We start from the raw sequence: 15,692 nt of genomic DNA, 5'->3' as shown, positions 1-15,692 counted from the left end.
GACCGCCCAATCCAGGAGAGAAAAATCAGGCATTGTCAGCGTCACTCGGTGTGTGTTTTGAGGTGGAGGTGCGGCGGTCGTGGCGATAGAGCCAGAACAGCGGCGGCAGCAAAGTGAGCAGCGCGAAGCTGTCGAACCACAGGTGCGACCAGACCTGTGCCTGAAGGGAAATCAACATGTCCTGCGGCGCCCAGAGCACGATGCCGGCAATCAACCAGCCCCATGCCATAGGGGTTTTGAGACGATGGCCGAGGTGCACGAGAGCGAGCATGTAGAGGGAATAGCTTTGCAGCGTGGCGCCGAATAGGGCGAGCCACCAGACTTGTTGCGTGCGGGCGGCGGTGGGTACGGCGTCGACCACCCAGAAGGCTTTTTCGATAGTTTGCAGGTAGCCATCGAGCAAGCCGGAATGGCCGGCCCAGGTCAGCAGGATGCTGACGAGCAGATGCACCAGTGCGGCGGCGTATAGCCAAACGACCAGGGCTTGGCGAAGGGTATATGAGGGGACTGGCATTCCGTGTCCTGAGAGCTTCCTTAAGGGGCGCAAGTCTAACGGAAAACGGGAGATTTAGTGATTAATCACGGGGCCCGTCTCGCCTCTAAAATTTCTAATAGAAAGTCGACTAACAACCATCGGCATCGTTGCATTGAACCCAGCCCCGAATCGCCTTTCCTTTGGGGGTTTTAAACATGATTTTCAGCCAACCCGCCTCAACCCCTTCCTGCAACACCGAGTCGCCCTTGATCAAATACATTTTCGTCATGTCCGCCAAAACGGGCGAACTGTAGATTGGGGTCTTTTTGTTAATCGTGAGTGTCACCCTGTCCCCCGCTGCCCAGCGTTTATAAGCGGCAGAATTGAGTTTGGCCACGATGTCACCAGTGGTTTTATACGGGAACGTGTAGACCAACTCCTCCGACTCGGCATCACGCGCAATATCACCGCCATTGCCAAAATAGTTCGACAACCGCTCATCCCTGACGTAACCCGTCGGCGTAGGGGAATACGCGTGAACGGTGTAGTAGTCGCCCAAATAATTAACGCCCGTGTAAGCTCTGATTCCGACCGCATGTATAACGAAAAGCACCGGCTCGGCTTCGGGCTCAGCCTGCGCAAAGAAAGCCGCTTGCACTCGTCCGGTGGCCGCCAAAAATGGCAGCCCGCCCATGTTCTTTTTTGAACCGTCAGCACAATTTACGAAATCGACGTCGATGGCGACGTCGTCAGAGCCTTGGGGTTCTTCTTCAGGCAGTTTGGCGTAGTTGAAAACGATAGAGCCCGAGTCTGTGTTGAGCGCTGGGAATGCTTCACTTTTTGGGGGCTCGCAGGTGATCCCGAAAAGAATTTTTTTCAGGCTTGATCTCTCACGTTCATAGAAAGTGTTGCACTGCGAAACAACGACAAAACCCTTCTTGGTTTCTGCTTGAAGCGTGTTGCAGATTAATCCGAACCCCTCAACACCGCCCGGGCCAGGATAAATAACGTTTTTCATGTCCAGCAGCTTCCAGTCTTGCTGCTTCATCGACGCTTTGGCTGTCACTGCAGCGTCCGAAAACTCCATGATTGATTCAGCATCAGGCAGTTCGATCAGCTTGTTATAGCGCCGTGTATTGTCGATTCCGACAACCGCCAAAATGTCCTGCAGGTTTTTCCCAGTAACAATGACAGTGGGGAGATTGTCGAAGTTGTTGGCGTAGTCCGGTTGGTTACGGGGCACAAGCTTGAGTATGTTCACGCCCCCTTCCTGAACGCAGCTTGCAACCTTCAGTTCCGTTTGAGGCACCTCGAACGGGCAAGGTTGATCTTCAGCGAACGCATCCGTGCCCCCAAGGAACAGGCTCAGAACAACTGCGCCCATCAGAGCCGCCGTGAAGCCGCATCCTTTTTTAAAAATACAATCCATGTTGATCACTCAAAAAACCTACGGTTTAACCGGCTCAGGCGTCGTGTTTAAAAACGCTCAATCATCCGCCTACGTTGACGTCGATGCCATCGGACATTTCCTTCAACACGTCGGGCTGTTCATGAACTATCCGGTGCTCGCGTTCACCGATAACCTCTGTTCGTCACCGCAAAATCGGTGACTCGGACGTGCAAGTTCGGTGGAGTACACATTCGGTTATGGCAATTCATCGAGCGTTTTCCTATGCTCGCGAATCGTTATGGCAGCTGTGTATGGGAGACCTTCGGGTCTGCCGGGTGACTCCACCGGTCTTGCACACCTATGCACAGCTGCCACCTCTTTCGAAGTGCACGCGAAACGGTGTCAGCTCCTTAAATCATGGAGTAACACTTAATGATCAAGCCAACACCAAATCCTCCTGAAAACGAAGCCACATCCCCCTACGAATCCTTCGATTCCAAAAAACTCCACGAAGCCGCCGAACGCGCCCTCGACCACCATTTCGCCCCGCCACCCAACGAAAAACCCAAGCGCAAAGGCAAACTCTTCACCGTCTCCCCCGACATCGACACCGAAGCCCTCCTGGCCAACGCATCAGAAGACCTGAAGTCCATCAGCGCCATCGCTGCCGACCTGGCTGATGACATTGACGGCACTCGAAGATCAGTAGCCCTGGCGCTCAGCAGAATGGCCGATGGGGCGCAGTTGTTGGTGGAGCGAGCGCTGGATCATATTGATTCGCCGAATCCGGCGGAGCATCGGGCGAAGGCGTAGCAAAAATAAGAAGGGGACTTAACGTCCCCTTCTTCAGCATTTATACCTGCACGGCGAAATTTACAGGCAGCGACTGGCCTTTATGTCTGAGCCTTGCGAAACCAAACGCTTCACGCCGTCGCTACCCTGCGGGCTACCTTTATCAGCTGACAACTGATAACAGGCCAACGCCCGGGACATATCCTTTGTTCCCAACTGGCCATCCTCAAAGGAAGACCCAAGGTAGTTCATCGCATCTGTGGAGCCCATGGAAACCGCGCGAATAACTTCCCTTTCTGCCTGCTCGGGGTGCAGGCAAGGGCCGTTATAGTCGGTGGAATTACCGTTACAAAAATAAGTGGCATAACCCAAAGCGCCGCTCGGTGTCGTCGATGCCGCTTTGAACAAAGCCTCAAGCTTGCTGGTTTCCAATTGAGGCGCCATCTGCGAAAGACTCAAACTTGCCGCCGACAGACTCGCCTGTGGATCACCCGACTCCGCAGCACAGACATAGTTTTCCAGGGACGCTTCAATCAACTCCTTAGTCAAACGGTACTGCTCAAGAAACCCTAAACCACCCAAGCCCTCGGCACGTTGAAAACAAAGGTTCTCAGCACGGTTCATTCCAGGTCTACCTGATGCGACAAGCTCCTTCTCGCTGATCGACCAATCCTCAATCCCCACCAGCGACCAACACGACTTTTTAGCAAAGTTAAAAATCTTGATGTTGCTGTTACCGGCTCGTTTATCCACAACGTTCATGTGAGTGTCGTCGACCGTTTCGATCTCAACCCCTCCAGTCCTGCCTTCCATCGCAGCCATCAACGGAAACGTCAAACTGGAGCCAGTATCCGCAGTAATTTGCGGTTCAAATCGACCTGGATCCGAGGTCCGCTTCAACACCAATATTTTCACCGCCAGTGCGGTTAGGCGCTTCTGGGTTTCAGCACTGGCGGTGAATGCCGGCAGAAACTGAGCAAAGTTCTGGGATGGACACGAGACGTCTGACCCTCGCCCAAAAGCTGAACCACTCACGATGTCGGGCGCAATACTGTCCAGAAAGACTGTGCGCTCGCGGCTCATTCTTGCGATGCAATTGTTCACCGTCGCCACATAAGCGGACGTGCCAGGCTTAATCTCAAACGCTTCGAGCGGACAACTCGCATCGCGCAACTTTATCCACACACGCTGTGCTTCTTTGACCTTCACCGTATACGCCGCCCCTGTGTCGGGTTCGGCTCGATACTGCGTTTCGAGTCGAGTCATCAACTGGTGGTAACTCGTATTCAACTGAGAATCGGCAGTGTTCTTCGCGACATCAGAACACCTATCAATTTGCTCGCTTATGGTGATCTCGTTGCAATCATCCTGCGCAAACGCACTGGGCAAACCTAGCAGGCCACTAAACATTGCACCAATAAGGAGCCATATAAACTGATTCATCCCAATCATCCTTGTGATTTTTAACAGATCCCTTCGAACGGGTTATGGCGTATTAAGGTGCTTCTTTACGTATGCCTTTATTGAGGCCGCATCTTTATAAGCAAACGTTTGTGGTACACCCTCACTAAAGCCATCGATCCCGCTCAAGTACCTATTAGCCTGAATCAATTGATTGGAGATCAACCTACCATTGCTACTTCGTGCATAAGCATAGACCTGATACAAAGTACCGTAGGTACCAATGCCTCTATGGTTAATTTCCCAAGAAACCAAAACAAAGACACTCTTTACATCCTGAACCGGATAAAAAAATATCGATTCGACCTTAGGTGGCGAACCAGCAACATCATATTTATCAACTAACTGTCTAGCCGATACTCCATCGCTGTTTTTCACGTCGAGGACTAAAGACACGGGATACTCTGCATCTCCCGTTTCCAAAACCGATAACTCCGCATTTTCGACAACAGTTGTTTTATAGGGTCCATCTACTACTGCCCCCCGCAGATAGAGGCTATCGTTCTGAGCGACGGAGACTCTACAGAGCATAAATACCAACAATAAAAAACAAAACTTACGCATCGTAACAACCTGCTTAAACAAAAAATGGATGAGCAACAAACAACAGGAACAAAACACTCAGCCTTGAAGTGGAGTATGGTTTACACTTTGGCCTCCAGCAAACACTATTGAGACGACAGACAGAAGTAGCGTAACACCTACACTGCTAGAACAACCAGAGCTCTTGTATACAGCAAAAAAGACAGATTTATCGACAGCTAAATCTAAATAAATCTGTCTCCTTTCAAGCTGTTTACATTAACAACTACCTAAAATCTTCAGCGCTTTTCGGAAGTTCCTCAATACCTTTTAATGCCTTTCGATTAATGAATGAGTAACTACCCCTCTCGCATGACTTCCGAAGAGCAAGTTTGTCATCTTTTAAAACCGTCAAAAAACTCTTAAAGGCTTGTGCAACAAGATATGTGTACCTTCCATTATAAAACTTAATTATATTTAAGTTTACGCTCCCCTCTGAAGCATTTACAACATAGAATCGACCTTCTGGAGGAACTTTGCTCTGGGGGTACACAAGTTCAATCTTTTCCGGCGCACCATATCTATACTGCACATAACCCGAACTCGGCTTATCATTATTAGAAGCACATACCGATACAATTTTCCCACCAGGAAGTGGACAACTGAAATAAATATCCTCATGAGTCTCACACAAAGTAACATCCGTTTCCCCTGCAAACGCCGAGGATACAAAAAAATTAAATACAAAAAGCATAAATGAAAGCTTAATGCTGTTTTTTTTAGACATAACCCACCCTGCACATGCATTCATTTAAAGTATTCCCCATCCCAAATTCTTTTGAAATTAGCTTTCCTTTCCGGCCGACTATTTGTGCTTAGATTCACCACATCCGTAATCAAATCTACCACTGCATCTGTTGGCCCTCCATCCGCCCTTTCGTGCAAATTATGGTCTACCCAAAAGTAACACGCTGAACGCACAGCGTATTTCATTTGTATCAAAAAATCAGGTGACGCCTCGAAATCGTGCTCTTCATTTGGCCATTGATCTGAATTGCTTCGATACCAAGTTGTAAAGTCTCGGTAATTTGCTCTTCCCGTTAACTGCTTAAGCCCTCGACCGCGATACTTCCAACCGTCACCACTTGCATAATTTCCGTTCCCAAGTTGCGCTCGACCACCATACGCGCCATTAGCAACCGCTTCGTAGTCAGCCTGTGTTACTGCGGTACCATCAGCTTTTATTGGCTTTGTAGTTTGATACCCATGTGCATGAGCCGCACTGGGATTATTTGAAAAGTACGTGAAGGTTGCTATTAGTGAAGACGCCTTCCATAGAAAGCTTTCTTCAACACTAAACAGCGGGCCTGTTTCTTGCATTACCTGGGCAAAAAAATGACTTCTGCGCAGCGGGGTATCAAGTTTAAAGAAATCAATGTGCGCATTAAGCTCATTCGCTACCGCCTGAAGATCACCATATTTAGATGAATCAATTAACGGATAGACTTTCTTCATCATATCCAAAGTAAATTCAAACTTTGGTTTTATTTTTATATATTCAATAAACTCTATCGGATGAAAATGACAAACCATCCCATCAGCAGGAACCTCAGCTTTGCCAGATAGTTTGCTCCAGAATACGAGCTCATCTATGCGAGCCTTCTCATGCATAAGTGATTTCGGTGAGTCTTCCAGAATTTGCGCCAATCTGCCCCACTTCGCCTCGCCGGATTTGTCCTTCCACTCAGTCGGGTGATAGGCGATCAGCTTCGACCAATGAGATCTTAACTCAGCATTTTGCAGAGCCTTAGGAAAGTCTTCTGGCGTGACTTTCCCGTCAGCATTTCCAAGTCTATCCAGATCGCTGTACAAGCCCTTAAAAAACTCAGGCATGTCATCCGGATCAAGGAAGCCATCTGCACCAGTACTCGACTCTTTTACGATCCGGAAGCCAAGTTTTTCCAAGTCGTGCTGAGTGATTATCTCCGCATTAGCTTTTGCGATCAGGCCTGTTTTGTTTTGACCATCCTCCTCAACTTTGGGCTCATACCATTCAGCAGGATCTTTGAATATTGGTGCCTTACTCAGTTCAACGATATGCTCCTTCAACAACTTAACGGTTCCCGTCTGAGGAGCTTTTTTAGTCAATTCTGTATTCGCGGGCAAACGCAGAAACTGCTTCCCGGTTGTCAGTCCAGCCAGGTTCTGTAGGAACTCTTCTATTTTTGGATCAGCTGTAAAAACCTCAATGTGGACTTGGTGCTTACGAGTTACTTCACCACTCTCATCCGCAAGGTTTTCCATTAGGCCGAGGTACCCGATGGGATCCCCTGCCTTGATACCGATACTCGTGAGAATGACTTCTTTAAAAGTCTCATCAGCGGGTGTTACCGTGTCCCACCGCATCGTAGGTTCTGGAAGTTCATTTTCAACACAAGCCCAGAACGTTGGAGGAGCCGTTCCTTCCCCTCCCAACCCACCGCTAATGAGTGTGCATTCAGCCATACGCCTAAGACTTCCGGCGACGTTAAGATTGACCACCTTCTCACTATCGAACGCAACAACACTGCTGGCTACCAGTGCCATCGAGCCGATAGGAGTACCTGCGTTTTGTTGATTGGTAGGTGATGCTGGAGCGTTGAAAAGAGGTAACGGTCTGGGCCCCACTGTAGCCTTCACTTTACCGTGCCAATAATTCGGTCTGCCTCGTTGCGGAGGTAAAATCTCGAACCAACTGGCACCACCACCTGCGGAGCGGGGATACACCTCGCCATTTTTTTTGTAGGCAAACCACACCTCTTGACCTACAGAACGGCCTACCACACTCCCCTTAAGAATTTTGCCCTTGGCATAAACCTCGTCAGTGCCCTTTTTATCGAGGATCTCAAACTCAGTGCCGGTAGCAATCGCTCCGTAAGTGTGGCAACCCGGCTCACCCTTGGCGTCGCTACGTGCAGTAAAACCTCCGGCGATCATTTTGATTTTTTGATTAGGTGTTTCTTCAGGCGACAACGGATACCGTTCAAACGGTAACAAATGCATGTAAAGACTGTAAAAGGTCAGCTTGTTCTGCTTATCCTTGTTCGCACCTACTTCGGGATTCGGCGGTGACTCATATTCGTGACGTACCAAGCAGAACGAATTGGTGTATTTCAGAGATTTAGCGCCTTCGCCCTCACCGAAACTTGAAGTCAAGTAGTCTTTACTCAAGCGATAAGCCACCACCTCACCATCGGCTATACAGCGTACAGGCTCATGGAGAACACATTGAGGAGCACTCAAGTCGCTAATATGGATACCGCCATGCCAAAACTTATTACTTCCCAGCAGATAGTGACCTGACTTCTCATTTTCGATGGCCTTATAAATTTCTTCGGCATCCTTAAACTGTTTCCCATCGGAGTTTCTGATGGGGAATTCAAATTTAATCGTCGGAGAGACTGCCGGCGCAGTGGAGTTTTGGTTAGATGAGTCAGTCATTCTTTGCTTCCTGCAAATTTACAGTTGAGTTCTTTGACTCAACCCCTTCTTGTTCGGTGGCCCGCAATATCGACGGCTTTACTGCTGAAGTTGTGATTCGCGATTGCACTTGAGCACTGGCCGAAAATGCCATCGGGAGTGCGGTGAAAATTTCTGCCCCCGTGTCTATCTTTTTCTTCAAAACACCATTCATGTCGATCACTCAGAAAACACAAAAAAAGCCTTCGGTTTAACCTTCTCAGGCACCGCATTCCCCAACGCCTGATCCATCAAACTCCCCGCCTTATCCTTATCCGCCGCCCCCGGCAGTACCGGCGGCTTAATCCCAATCCCGGTCCCACTCCCCGCCGACCCGCCAGCATTAATCTTCACCACCGGCCCAACAACCGTCACACCACCCGCATCAAGCTTGATAAAACTCCCACCGGCCTTAACCGTGAGCTCCATCCCAGCCTCGATAACAATCTTGTCCCCAGCCTTGAGGTGTATTTCCTTCCCGGCACTGGTCAGCTGCGCAGTTCCAAGCTTGATGTGCTGGTTCTGCCCAATCGTCAGGTGGTCGTCCATCCGCGCTTCAGTCTTGCGGTCGGCGCTGGTGGTGCGGTGTTCTTCGGCCTTCAGCTCGGTGTAGGTGTTCTTCACCACCGTATCGTGGCGTTCGTTGCCCACACGAATCTTCTGGTCGTGCTCGATGTTTTCATCCCAATCTCGCTGGGCATGGATGAAGATCTGTTCGGCGCCTTTCTTGTCTTCAATCCGCAGTTCGTTGTACCCGCCGCCCCCCGGTGAGCTGAGGGTTTTGAATACGGTGCGGGTTTTGTTCGCCGGCAGGTCGTAGGGAACCTGGTTTTCCTTGTGGTACAGGCAACCGGTCACCAGCGGTTGGTCGGGGTCGCCTTCGAGGAAGGTGACGAGGACTTCCATGCCGATGCGTGGGATGGCGATGGCGCCGTAGCGGTCGCCGGCCCAGCTCGATGAGACGCGCATCCAGCAGCTGGTTTTGTCGTCGGCCAGACCTTCGCGGTCCCAGTGGAATTGCACTTTGATGCGGCCGTATTGGTCGCAGTGGATTTCTTCGCCTTTGGGGCCGGTGACCATGGCGGTCTGGCTGCCGAGGACGCGGGGTTTGGGGTGTTCCAGGGCCGGGCGGTAGAACACGGCCCACGGGGTGGCGAGGAAGCGGTTGCGGTAGCCCTGGTGGAAGTCGTCCTTGTTGTCGGTGGTGTCGCTGGTCACCGCCTCTTCGAGCACTTGCGGCTGTTTGCCTTCGTGGACGACTTCGGTGAGCAGCCACAGGTCGTTCCACTCGGTGCGCGGGTGGTCGGAGATTTCCAGGAAGTGGCCGCTGACGAGGGTGGTCTGGTCGCCATGGCCTTCGGCTTGCTGGTAGTCGGCGCGGTGGCGTTCGAGGGCGCGTTGGCTGAGGAATTTGCCGCGGGCGCGGTCGAGGAAGCGACCGGGGTAGTCGTAGTCTTCGAGGTCCGGTTCGGTGCTTTCGCCGTCGGGTTTGTACGCCGCTTCAAGTCGCAGGTTGGGCTTTTCGAAGTCGTAGTCGCGACGGGTGACGCGGCCGGTGCGGGTTTCCAGGCGCAGTTTGAAGCCTTTGATCACCGGTTCGTCGGCGACCATGCCGCTGCCTTGGACGTAGGCGGTGGGCTGGCCGAGTTTCGGGAACACGGTCTGGTCGTCACCGAACACCAGCAGGTGGGCTTTTTCGCTGTGCTGGAAGTGGTAGTGAATACCTTCTTCTTCGCACAGGCGCTGGACGAAGTGCAGGTCGGTTTCGTCGTATTGCACGCAGTAGTCGCGGTCCGGGCACGGGGTGCTCAGCTGGAAGCGGTAGGCGTTGCCCTTGATGCCGTGTTCTTCGAGGATCAGCGCGATGATTTTCGGCGCAGACATCTGCTGGTAGATGCGCTGGTTGGTGCGGTGATGCAGGTATTGCAGGTGCGGCACCAGGGAGACTTTGTAGCGGGTCAGGCGCTTGCCGGCATCGCCTTGGGCGACGCGGTAGATCTGGCCGTGGATGCCGCTGCCTTTCGGGTCGAATGCGAGGAACGCCTGTTTGTGCAGGAGCTTTTCCAGGTCCAGATCCGGGTTTTCGCTGACCAGTTCCAGGTCGAAACGATACGGCTGGCTGATGCCTTCGGTGCCGGTGAACGACAGCACTTGCAGGTCGCCGGCGTAGTCTTCGACTGTGAGGCTGAAGTGCGTTTCGTTAGCTGAGTTGAACATTGCATGCTCCCTGTTCGGTAGTCATCCGTTACGCCCGCAGTCGCAGGCGTTGCAGCAAAGACGAAGTGGCGCCCATGGCGTCACGCAATTGGGCGGCGGTGATGGTGCGCTTGGCCGCATCGAAAGCCAGCGCTGTTCGCAGGGCTGGCCAGCAGTGTTTGGGTAAATTTCGAGGTGCGTGCAGCTCGCGGTCGAGGTGGCCGTCGCGGGCCTCGGTCGACGGCAAGCGGCGGAACGGGTGTTTGCCGCCCGCCAATTCGTAGAGCACGCAGGCCACGCCGTACACGTCCGCGCTGGCCGAGAGTGGCTGGCCTTCGAGCAGTTCGGGGGCGGCGTAGCCGGGGGTCCAGGCGTTGAAACGATCGCGGCTCAGGTGTGGCAGGCCGGGCAAGATGCCCTCTTCTGCCTGGCCGAGGCCGAAGTCGAACAGGCGCACGCCTTCTTCACTGAGCATGACGTTGCTCGGCTTCATGTCACCGTGCAGCACGCCACGAGCGTGGGTGTAGGCCAACGCGTCGAGCAGCGGCAGCGCGATGTCGCGCAGTTCTTTCCACGGCAGGCCCAGGGGCCGCTCGCAGAGTAATTTGTCCAGGGTCAGCCCACGCATGAGTTCCATGGTGATGAAGGCACGCTGGCAGTCGGTGTCCACTTCAAAGGTGTGCAAACGCAGCACGTTGTCGTGGCGCAGTCGTCGGGTCAGGGTGAACTCGCTGTAGAGCAAGGCACTGGCGTCCGGCGATTCGGCAAATTCTTCGCTGAGGATTTTCAGCGCAATGTAAGGGTCGGGATCGCCAAACTGTTCGCGCAGCAGATCCCGTGCACGGTAAACCGCTCCCATGCCACCGGCACCGAGCAGGCGCTCGATGCGGTAACGGCCTGCCAGCACGTCGGGCAGTTCACCGATACTGGCCTTGGTCGGCGCCAGCGCAGGCTCGGCCTGATGCGGTTTTCCGTTTAGCGGCTTTCCGTTTAGCGGCGTGGCGAAGGCGAAGTAAGTCAGGTTATTGGCTTCTTCCTCGGTCACCAGCAGGTCGTCGATCGGTGGCATGAGTTCAGTCATTGGCGGATCACCACGGCAGTCAGGTTATCCCGGGCCGAGCCACGCAGAGCACCGTCGAACAGACGCTCCAGCGCAACGTGCGGCGCGGTCAGGCTCAGGGCGTTGCCCAGGGCATCGCTGCTGAGCCCTTGATACAAACCGTCGCTGCACAACAGAAACGCATCGCCGGGATAGACCTCGAGTTCGAGCACATCCAGGGTCAGCTGCTCGCTGGCCCCGACCGCGCGGGTCAGGGCGTGGGCGGCAGGATGGGCCTTGGCTTGCTCGACGCTCATGTTTTGTTCGTCGATCAGTTGTTGTTGCAGCGAATGGTCCTTGGACAGCTGATACAAGCGCTGGCCGCGCCACAGGTAGCAACGGCTGTCGCCGGCCCAGATGCAGGCCGCACGATTGCCTTCCACCAGCAGCGCCACCACGGTGCTGCCCATGATGCTGTCGTGACGCCCGGCGGTGACGGTCAACTCCTGACCCAAGCGGCGGTTGAGCCAGTGCAGGCACTGGCGTATGCCTTTGAGTCGTTCGTCGAAGTCGTCCTGCACCGGCAATTCCGCCAGGCTGGCGACGATCAACTGGCTGGCGATGTCGCCACCCTGATGACCGCCCATGCCGTCCGCGACCACCCACAGCCCCTGCTGTGGACAGTCGAGAAAAGCATCTTCGTTGCGCGCCCGAACCTTGCCCGGATCGGTACGCGCAGCGCTGCGCCAGGGACTGGCAACCAGCATCAGAGCTGCACCGGCATACGGAAGGTACGCAGCACGCCCATGTCGAACGGGTTAGGCGTGCGCTGGCTCGACAGCAAGTAGTTGGCGCGCAGGCCACCCACGTCAGCCTTGAGCACCAGCACGTCGCGACCGGTCAGGTACTCGGTCTGCATCAGGTCGAACAGACGGAACAGCGACCATGGGCCGGTGTTCTTCTCGATACCGATCGGGCGGCCGGCCATTTTGTCGAGGACCAGGCTGGTGCGACCGTCTTCAGCGTCGGTCGGCCATTTGAACGACACCGGCACGATCGGGCCGTGACGGTATTCAATGGTCTTGTCGCCAAACTTGAACTCGGAACGGCTGACCGCCGGGTCGAGGGTGTACGGCTCCAGTTTGAACTGCACTTGCGGCTCGGCCGGGTTGATGGCGAAGAAGCTCTGGCGGATCACTTGTGCCGCGGCCATCTGGTCGAGGTAGACCTTGGAGATCGGCATGCTGTGACCGTCGATGCTGCGCAGGCGGTAGTTGCCCGGATCGCCACTGACGAATGGACGCATGTAGGTATCAAAGAACCGATCGGCGATGCCCTGGGCCTTGAAGAACTCGCGGAAGTCGCTGATCGCGACGTCGCTGGTGCTGTGGGCGCTGAACGGGTAACGCTTGTTGATCGCCTTGCCGTAGAAGCTGTACAGCTCGCTCTGATAACGCTGGTTCAGGTACTGGTAGGAATCGTTGAGCACCAGACGCCAGGTGTCTTCGGCCAGTACGTTGAACCACACACTCACCGGACGCGGCAGACGGTTCGACGCATTGCGCAGATTGCTCAGCGCATCACGCTGGCCGCTCATGCGGGTCTTGGCCATTTCGAACGCGGCCTGCTCCGGCGCGCTGGCGCGGGCCAGGCTTGCCATTTGCATTTGCAGGTCGTTGAGTGCTTGCAGGGCCGGAGTCAAATCAGCGGCCGGGCCGTTGTTGTCATCCAGCAAGCGGTGCAGCGGTTCGAAGCGACGTTGCAGGGATTTCTTCGCGGTGTCTGGCAGGTTTTTGGTCGCGGCCATGTCAGACGCTGCATCCGCTGCGGCCGACGCCAGTTTGCCCAACTTGCCGAGCTTGCCCTTCTGCTCGCCCAGTTTTGCAGCGGCATCCGCAGCTTCATCAACCGGTTCGGCTTCCACCGGGAACCGGGTGTTCTCGCGCACTTCCACCAGCAGTTGCAGCACCGGGGAGTTGGCCGACGTCAGGCCCGCCAGTTGCTCGGCACCCTCACTGAAATCGCTGATCGCGGGCAGTGCCACCTGGCCCACGGCTTCGCTCCAGAAGTTGGCGTAGTCGCGGAAGTACAATTGCTCCAGTTCAACCATCAAGCGACGCAAGTCCATGCCGCTGATGCCCGAGCCTTCACCCAGCACCCAGTTGTCACGCAGGATATCGGTGACTAGCGCCGAACCCTGGACCGAGAAATACTGCTGATAGCCTTGCTGGGTGTAGAACCCCGGAATCACGTAATCGGTGCCGACAAACAACGAACCCTGCGGGCCGATATGTTGGCTCAAGCGGTATTCCGGCAGGTTGCGAGCCTGCTCGCGCAGCATCCGGTAAACCACGTTGGCCAGCGACTCGCTGCGCAGCACCTGACGCGCCTGCGCCACCAGTTGATCGTTGAGCGGATAGATAAACGGCTGCTTGAGCAAACGCTCGAAGTGGGTGTTCAAGCCGTTCTGCACGGCGGTGTTGCCGGCGTAGCGCAGGGACCAGTCAGTGGCGACCCAATCCTTGAGCCATGCCGCATCGCGGCGATCTTTCATGTTCAGCATCAGGTACGCGCGCAAGCTGTTGAGCAGGCGTTCGCGGTCCTTCATGTTGGCGCGGATCTGCCCTTCCAGCAGCGTCGCAACCCGTGGCAGCAATTGCGCTTCAAGCTCACGCTCATAGGCACTCTTGACCACCGGATTGGCGTCTTCGCCTTGGTACAGGCCACCACGTTCGTGGTACGACACGTCGCCTTTGTTCGGGAACACCTGCGTCGCCGCGTAGCTGGTGTCGAGGGTCTTGAGCACCGCCATGGAGTCATCACGCGCAGTCAGGGCCGAGCGTTGTTGAGTCCAGTTTTGTGCCAGGGAACGCAGGTTTTCCAGACGCTCATAGTTGGCCGAGAAACCGCCCGCCCAGAGCATGCCGAACAGCCCCAATGCCGCCAGCGCGCCCACATACAGGGCACGTTGGCCCCAATGGATGCGGCTGCGCTCGCGCTTGTCCAGACCGGCCAGATCGGCCTCGGGGAAAATTACCCGGCTGAGCAAATGGTGAATGAACCGCGAACGGCCGCTGCGCAGGGTCGGCAGCATGCCGGCGCTCATGCCCAGACTGGCGCCGATGCCGGCGGTGGTCTGGTCCATCTCTTGAGTCAGGTGCGGTGCGCTGGTCAGGTAGAAACCGCGCAACTGGCTGACACGCTGGTAGCGGTTGCCGGTGAACGCCAGGTCGACGAACAAGCACAGGCGCTCGCCGATCTGCCCCAGTTGATGCGGGAAGTCGAGGATGCGGCCACGGCGCTGGGTGTCGCGCTCCTGGTGCATGCGCATGATCACCTGGCTGTTGAGGCGACGCAGCAGCTCTTCGAACTCGGCGCGCAGCACGGCCACATCGGTGCCGCTCTGCTCTTTGCGGAAGCTGGTGCCGAGGACCTGATCGCTTTCTTCGCGGGTCAGTTGATCGAAGAACTCGTCGAAACCGAGCAGGCGATCGGCCTTGCTCAACACCAGATAAATCGGCACATCGACGTGCAGTTTCTGATGCACGTCTTGCAGACGCGCACGCACCTGGCGGGCCAGGGTTTCGAGGTCCTGCTCGCTGCCGCCCAGCAGGGTTTCCACCGGAATGGTCACCAACACGCCGTTCAATGGACGGTTGCGGCGACGCTTGCGCAGCAGGTCAAGCAAGGTGCTCCAGGCGCTGCCATCGACTTCGGCATCCGGCTGGGTCAGATAACGCCCGGCGGTGTCGATCAATACGCCGTGGTCGGCGAAGTACCAGTCGCAGTGCCGCGTGCCGAGGGTATCGCGGGTGAGTTTGCGGTCGATCTTGTTGATCGGAAACTCCAGGCCCGAGAAGTCCAGCAGGCTGGTCTTGCCGCTGCCCTGCGGGCCGATCAGCAAGTACCACGGCAAATCACTGCGCCAGCGTTCGCTGCGACCGCGATACAGGCTCGACGTCTTCAGGGTTTTCAGGGCGTCCTTGAAACGCACTTTCAACTCTTTCTCTTCTTCGTCGATCAGCTCTTCACGGCGAATGCGGTCCTGGCCATCTTCGGTGGCTTCCACAGCTTTTTTGCGCACACCGGCGCGCCAGCTGACGAAGACCATGGTCAGGCCCCAGATCAGGAACAGCACACTGATGGTCAGCAAACGGGAGGTCGAACCTTCCCAGAACTTGTAGTCATTGACCGCCAGCAGCGGCCCGACGAACCACACCAGCAGCGCGACGAACAGCACCAGCAGCAGGGTCCAGACCCAGGTCTGGCGCAGGAATGCGCCGACTTTCTTGAAAAACTTTTTCATCACACGTCCCTGT

General features: G+C 55.1%; 12 protein-coding genes. 1 reads left to right on the top strand and 11 read right to left on the bottom strand.

Annotation, left to right across the window (positions count from 1 at the left end; all coding sequences use genetic code 11):
* Positions 1–25 precede the first annotated feature (25 nt).
* The gene (locus PMI21_RS23835; protein WP_007934570.1) at positions 26–514 is read right to left on the bottom strand and encodes a hypothetical protein; all 489 of its coding nucleotides are present in this window, start codon (positions 512–514) and stop codon (positions 26–28) included.
* Positions 515–623: 109 nt separating this feature from the next.
* Complete coding sequence (locus PMI21_RS23840; protein WP_007934566.1) at positions 624–1,904, bottom strand: hypothetical protein; 1,281 nt, start codon at positions 1,902–1,904, stop codon at positions 624–626.
* A 393-nt stretch (positions 1,905–2,297) separates the two neighbouring features.
* Here PMI21_RS23840 and PMI21_RS23845 point away from each other — a divergent pair, with 393 nt between their 5' ends.
* Positions 2,298–2,678 carry a DUF6124 family protein gene (locus PMI21_RS23845; RefSeq protein WP_007934565.1) on the top strand — a complete coding sequence of 127 codons (381 nt, stop codon included), beginning with the start codon at positions 2,298–2,300 and terminating at the stop codon, positions 2,676–2,678.
* A 60-nt stretch (positions 2,679–2,738) separates the two neighbouring features.
* Here PMI21_RS23845 and PMI21_RS23850 read toward each other — a convergent pair whose 3' ends face one another.
* The 9 genes from PMI21_RS23850 to tssM form a co-directional block, all read right to left on the bottom strand.
* Positions 2,739–4,100, bottom strand: coding sequence for a lysozyme inhibitor LprI family protein (locus PMI21_RS23850; protein ID WP_007934564.1), 1,362 nt, complete (start codon positions 4,098–4,100; stop codon positions 2,739–2,741).
* A gap of 42 nt (positions 4,101–4,142) precedes the next feature.
* Positions 4,143–4,682 carry a hypothetical protein gene (locus tag PMI21_RS28595; RefSeq protein ID WP_007934563.1) on the bottom strand — a complete coding sequence of 180 codons (540 nt, stop codon included), beginning with the start codon at positions 4,680–4,682 and terminating at the stop codon, positions 4,143–4,145.
* A gap of 244 nt (positions 4,683–4,926) precedes the next feature.
* Positions 4,927–5,427, bottom strand: coding sequence for a hypothetical protein (locus PMI21_RS28590; protein ID WP_238541196.1), 501 nt, complete (start codon positions 5,425–5,427; stop codon positions 4,927–4,929).
* A 20-nt stretch (positions 5,428–5,447) separates the two neighbouring features.
* Positions 5,448–8,120, bottom strand: a complete 2,673-nt coding sequence (locus PMI21_RS23855; protein ID WP_007934561.1) for a glycoside hydrolase family 19 protein — start codon at positions 8,118–8,120, stop codon at positions 5,448–5,450.
* Entirely contained in the window at positions 8,113–8,313 is a 201-nt protein-coding gene (locus PMI21_RS29425) for a hypothetical protein (protein WP_157214287.1), read from the bottom strand. The genes PMI21_RS23855 and PMI21_RS29425 overlap by 8 nt, the downstream gene beginning before the upstream one ends.
* Positions 8,314–8,318: 5 nt before the next feature.
* Positions 8,319–10,355 carry a type VI secretion system Vgr family protein gene (locus PMI21_RS23860; RefSeq protein WP_007934557.1) on the bottom strand — a complete coding sequence of 679 codons (2,037 nt, stop codon included), beginning with the start codon at positions 10,353–10,355 and terminating at the stop codon, positions 8,319–8,321.
* 28 nt (positions 10,356–10,383) lie between these two features.
* Positions 10,384–11,415, bottom strand: a complete 1,032-nt coding sequence (locus PMI21_RS23865) for a serine/threonine-protein kinase (protein WP_007934556.1) — start codon at positions 11,413–11,415, stop codon at positions 10,384–10,386.
* Positions 11,412–12,140, bottom strand: a complete 729-nt coding sequence (locus tag PMI21_RS23870; protein WP_007934555.1) for a PP2C family protein-serine/threonine phosphatase — start codon at positions 12,138–12,140, stop codon at positions 11,412–11,414. The genes PMI21_RS23865 and PMI21_RS23870 overlap by 4 nt, the downstream gene beginning before the upstream one ends.
* Positions 12,140–15,679, bottom strand: a complete 3,540-nt coding sequence (gene tssM, locus PMI21_RS23875) for a type VI secretion system membrane subunit TssM (RefSeq protein WP_007934554.1) — start codon at positions 15,677–15,679, stop codon at positions 12,140–12,142. The genes PMI21_RS23870 and tssM overlap by 1 nt, the downstream gene beginning before the upstream one ends.
* Positions 15,680–15,692 lie beyond the last annotated feature (13 nt).

It is taken from the genome of Pseudomonas sp. GM18, assembly GCF_000282195.1.
Classification (GTDB): domain Bacteria; phylum Pseudomonadota; class Gammaproteobacteria; order Pseudomonadales; family Pseudomonadaceae; genus Aquipseudomonas.
Note: the sequence above shows the minus strand (reverse complement) of the source record. Positions and strands in the feature narration are given on the sequence as shown.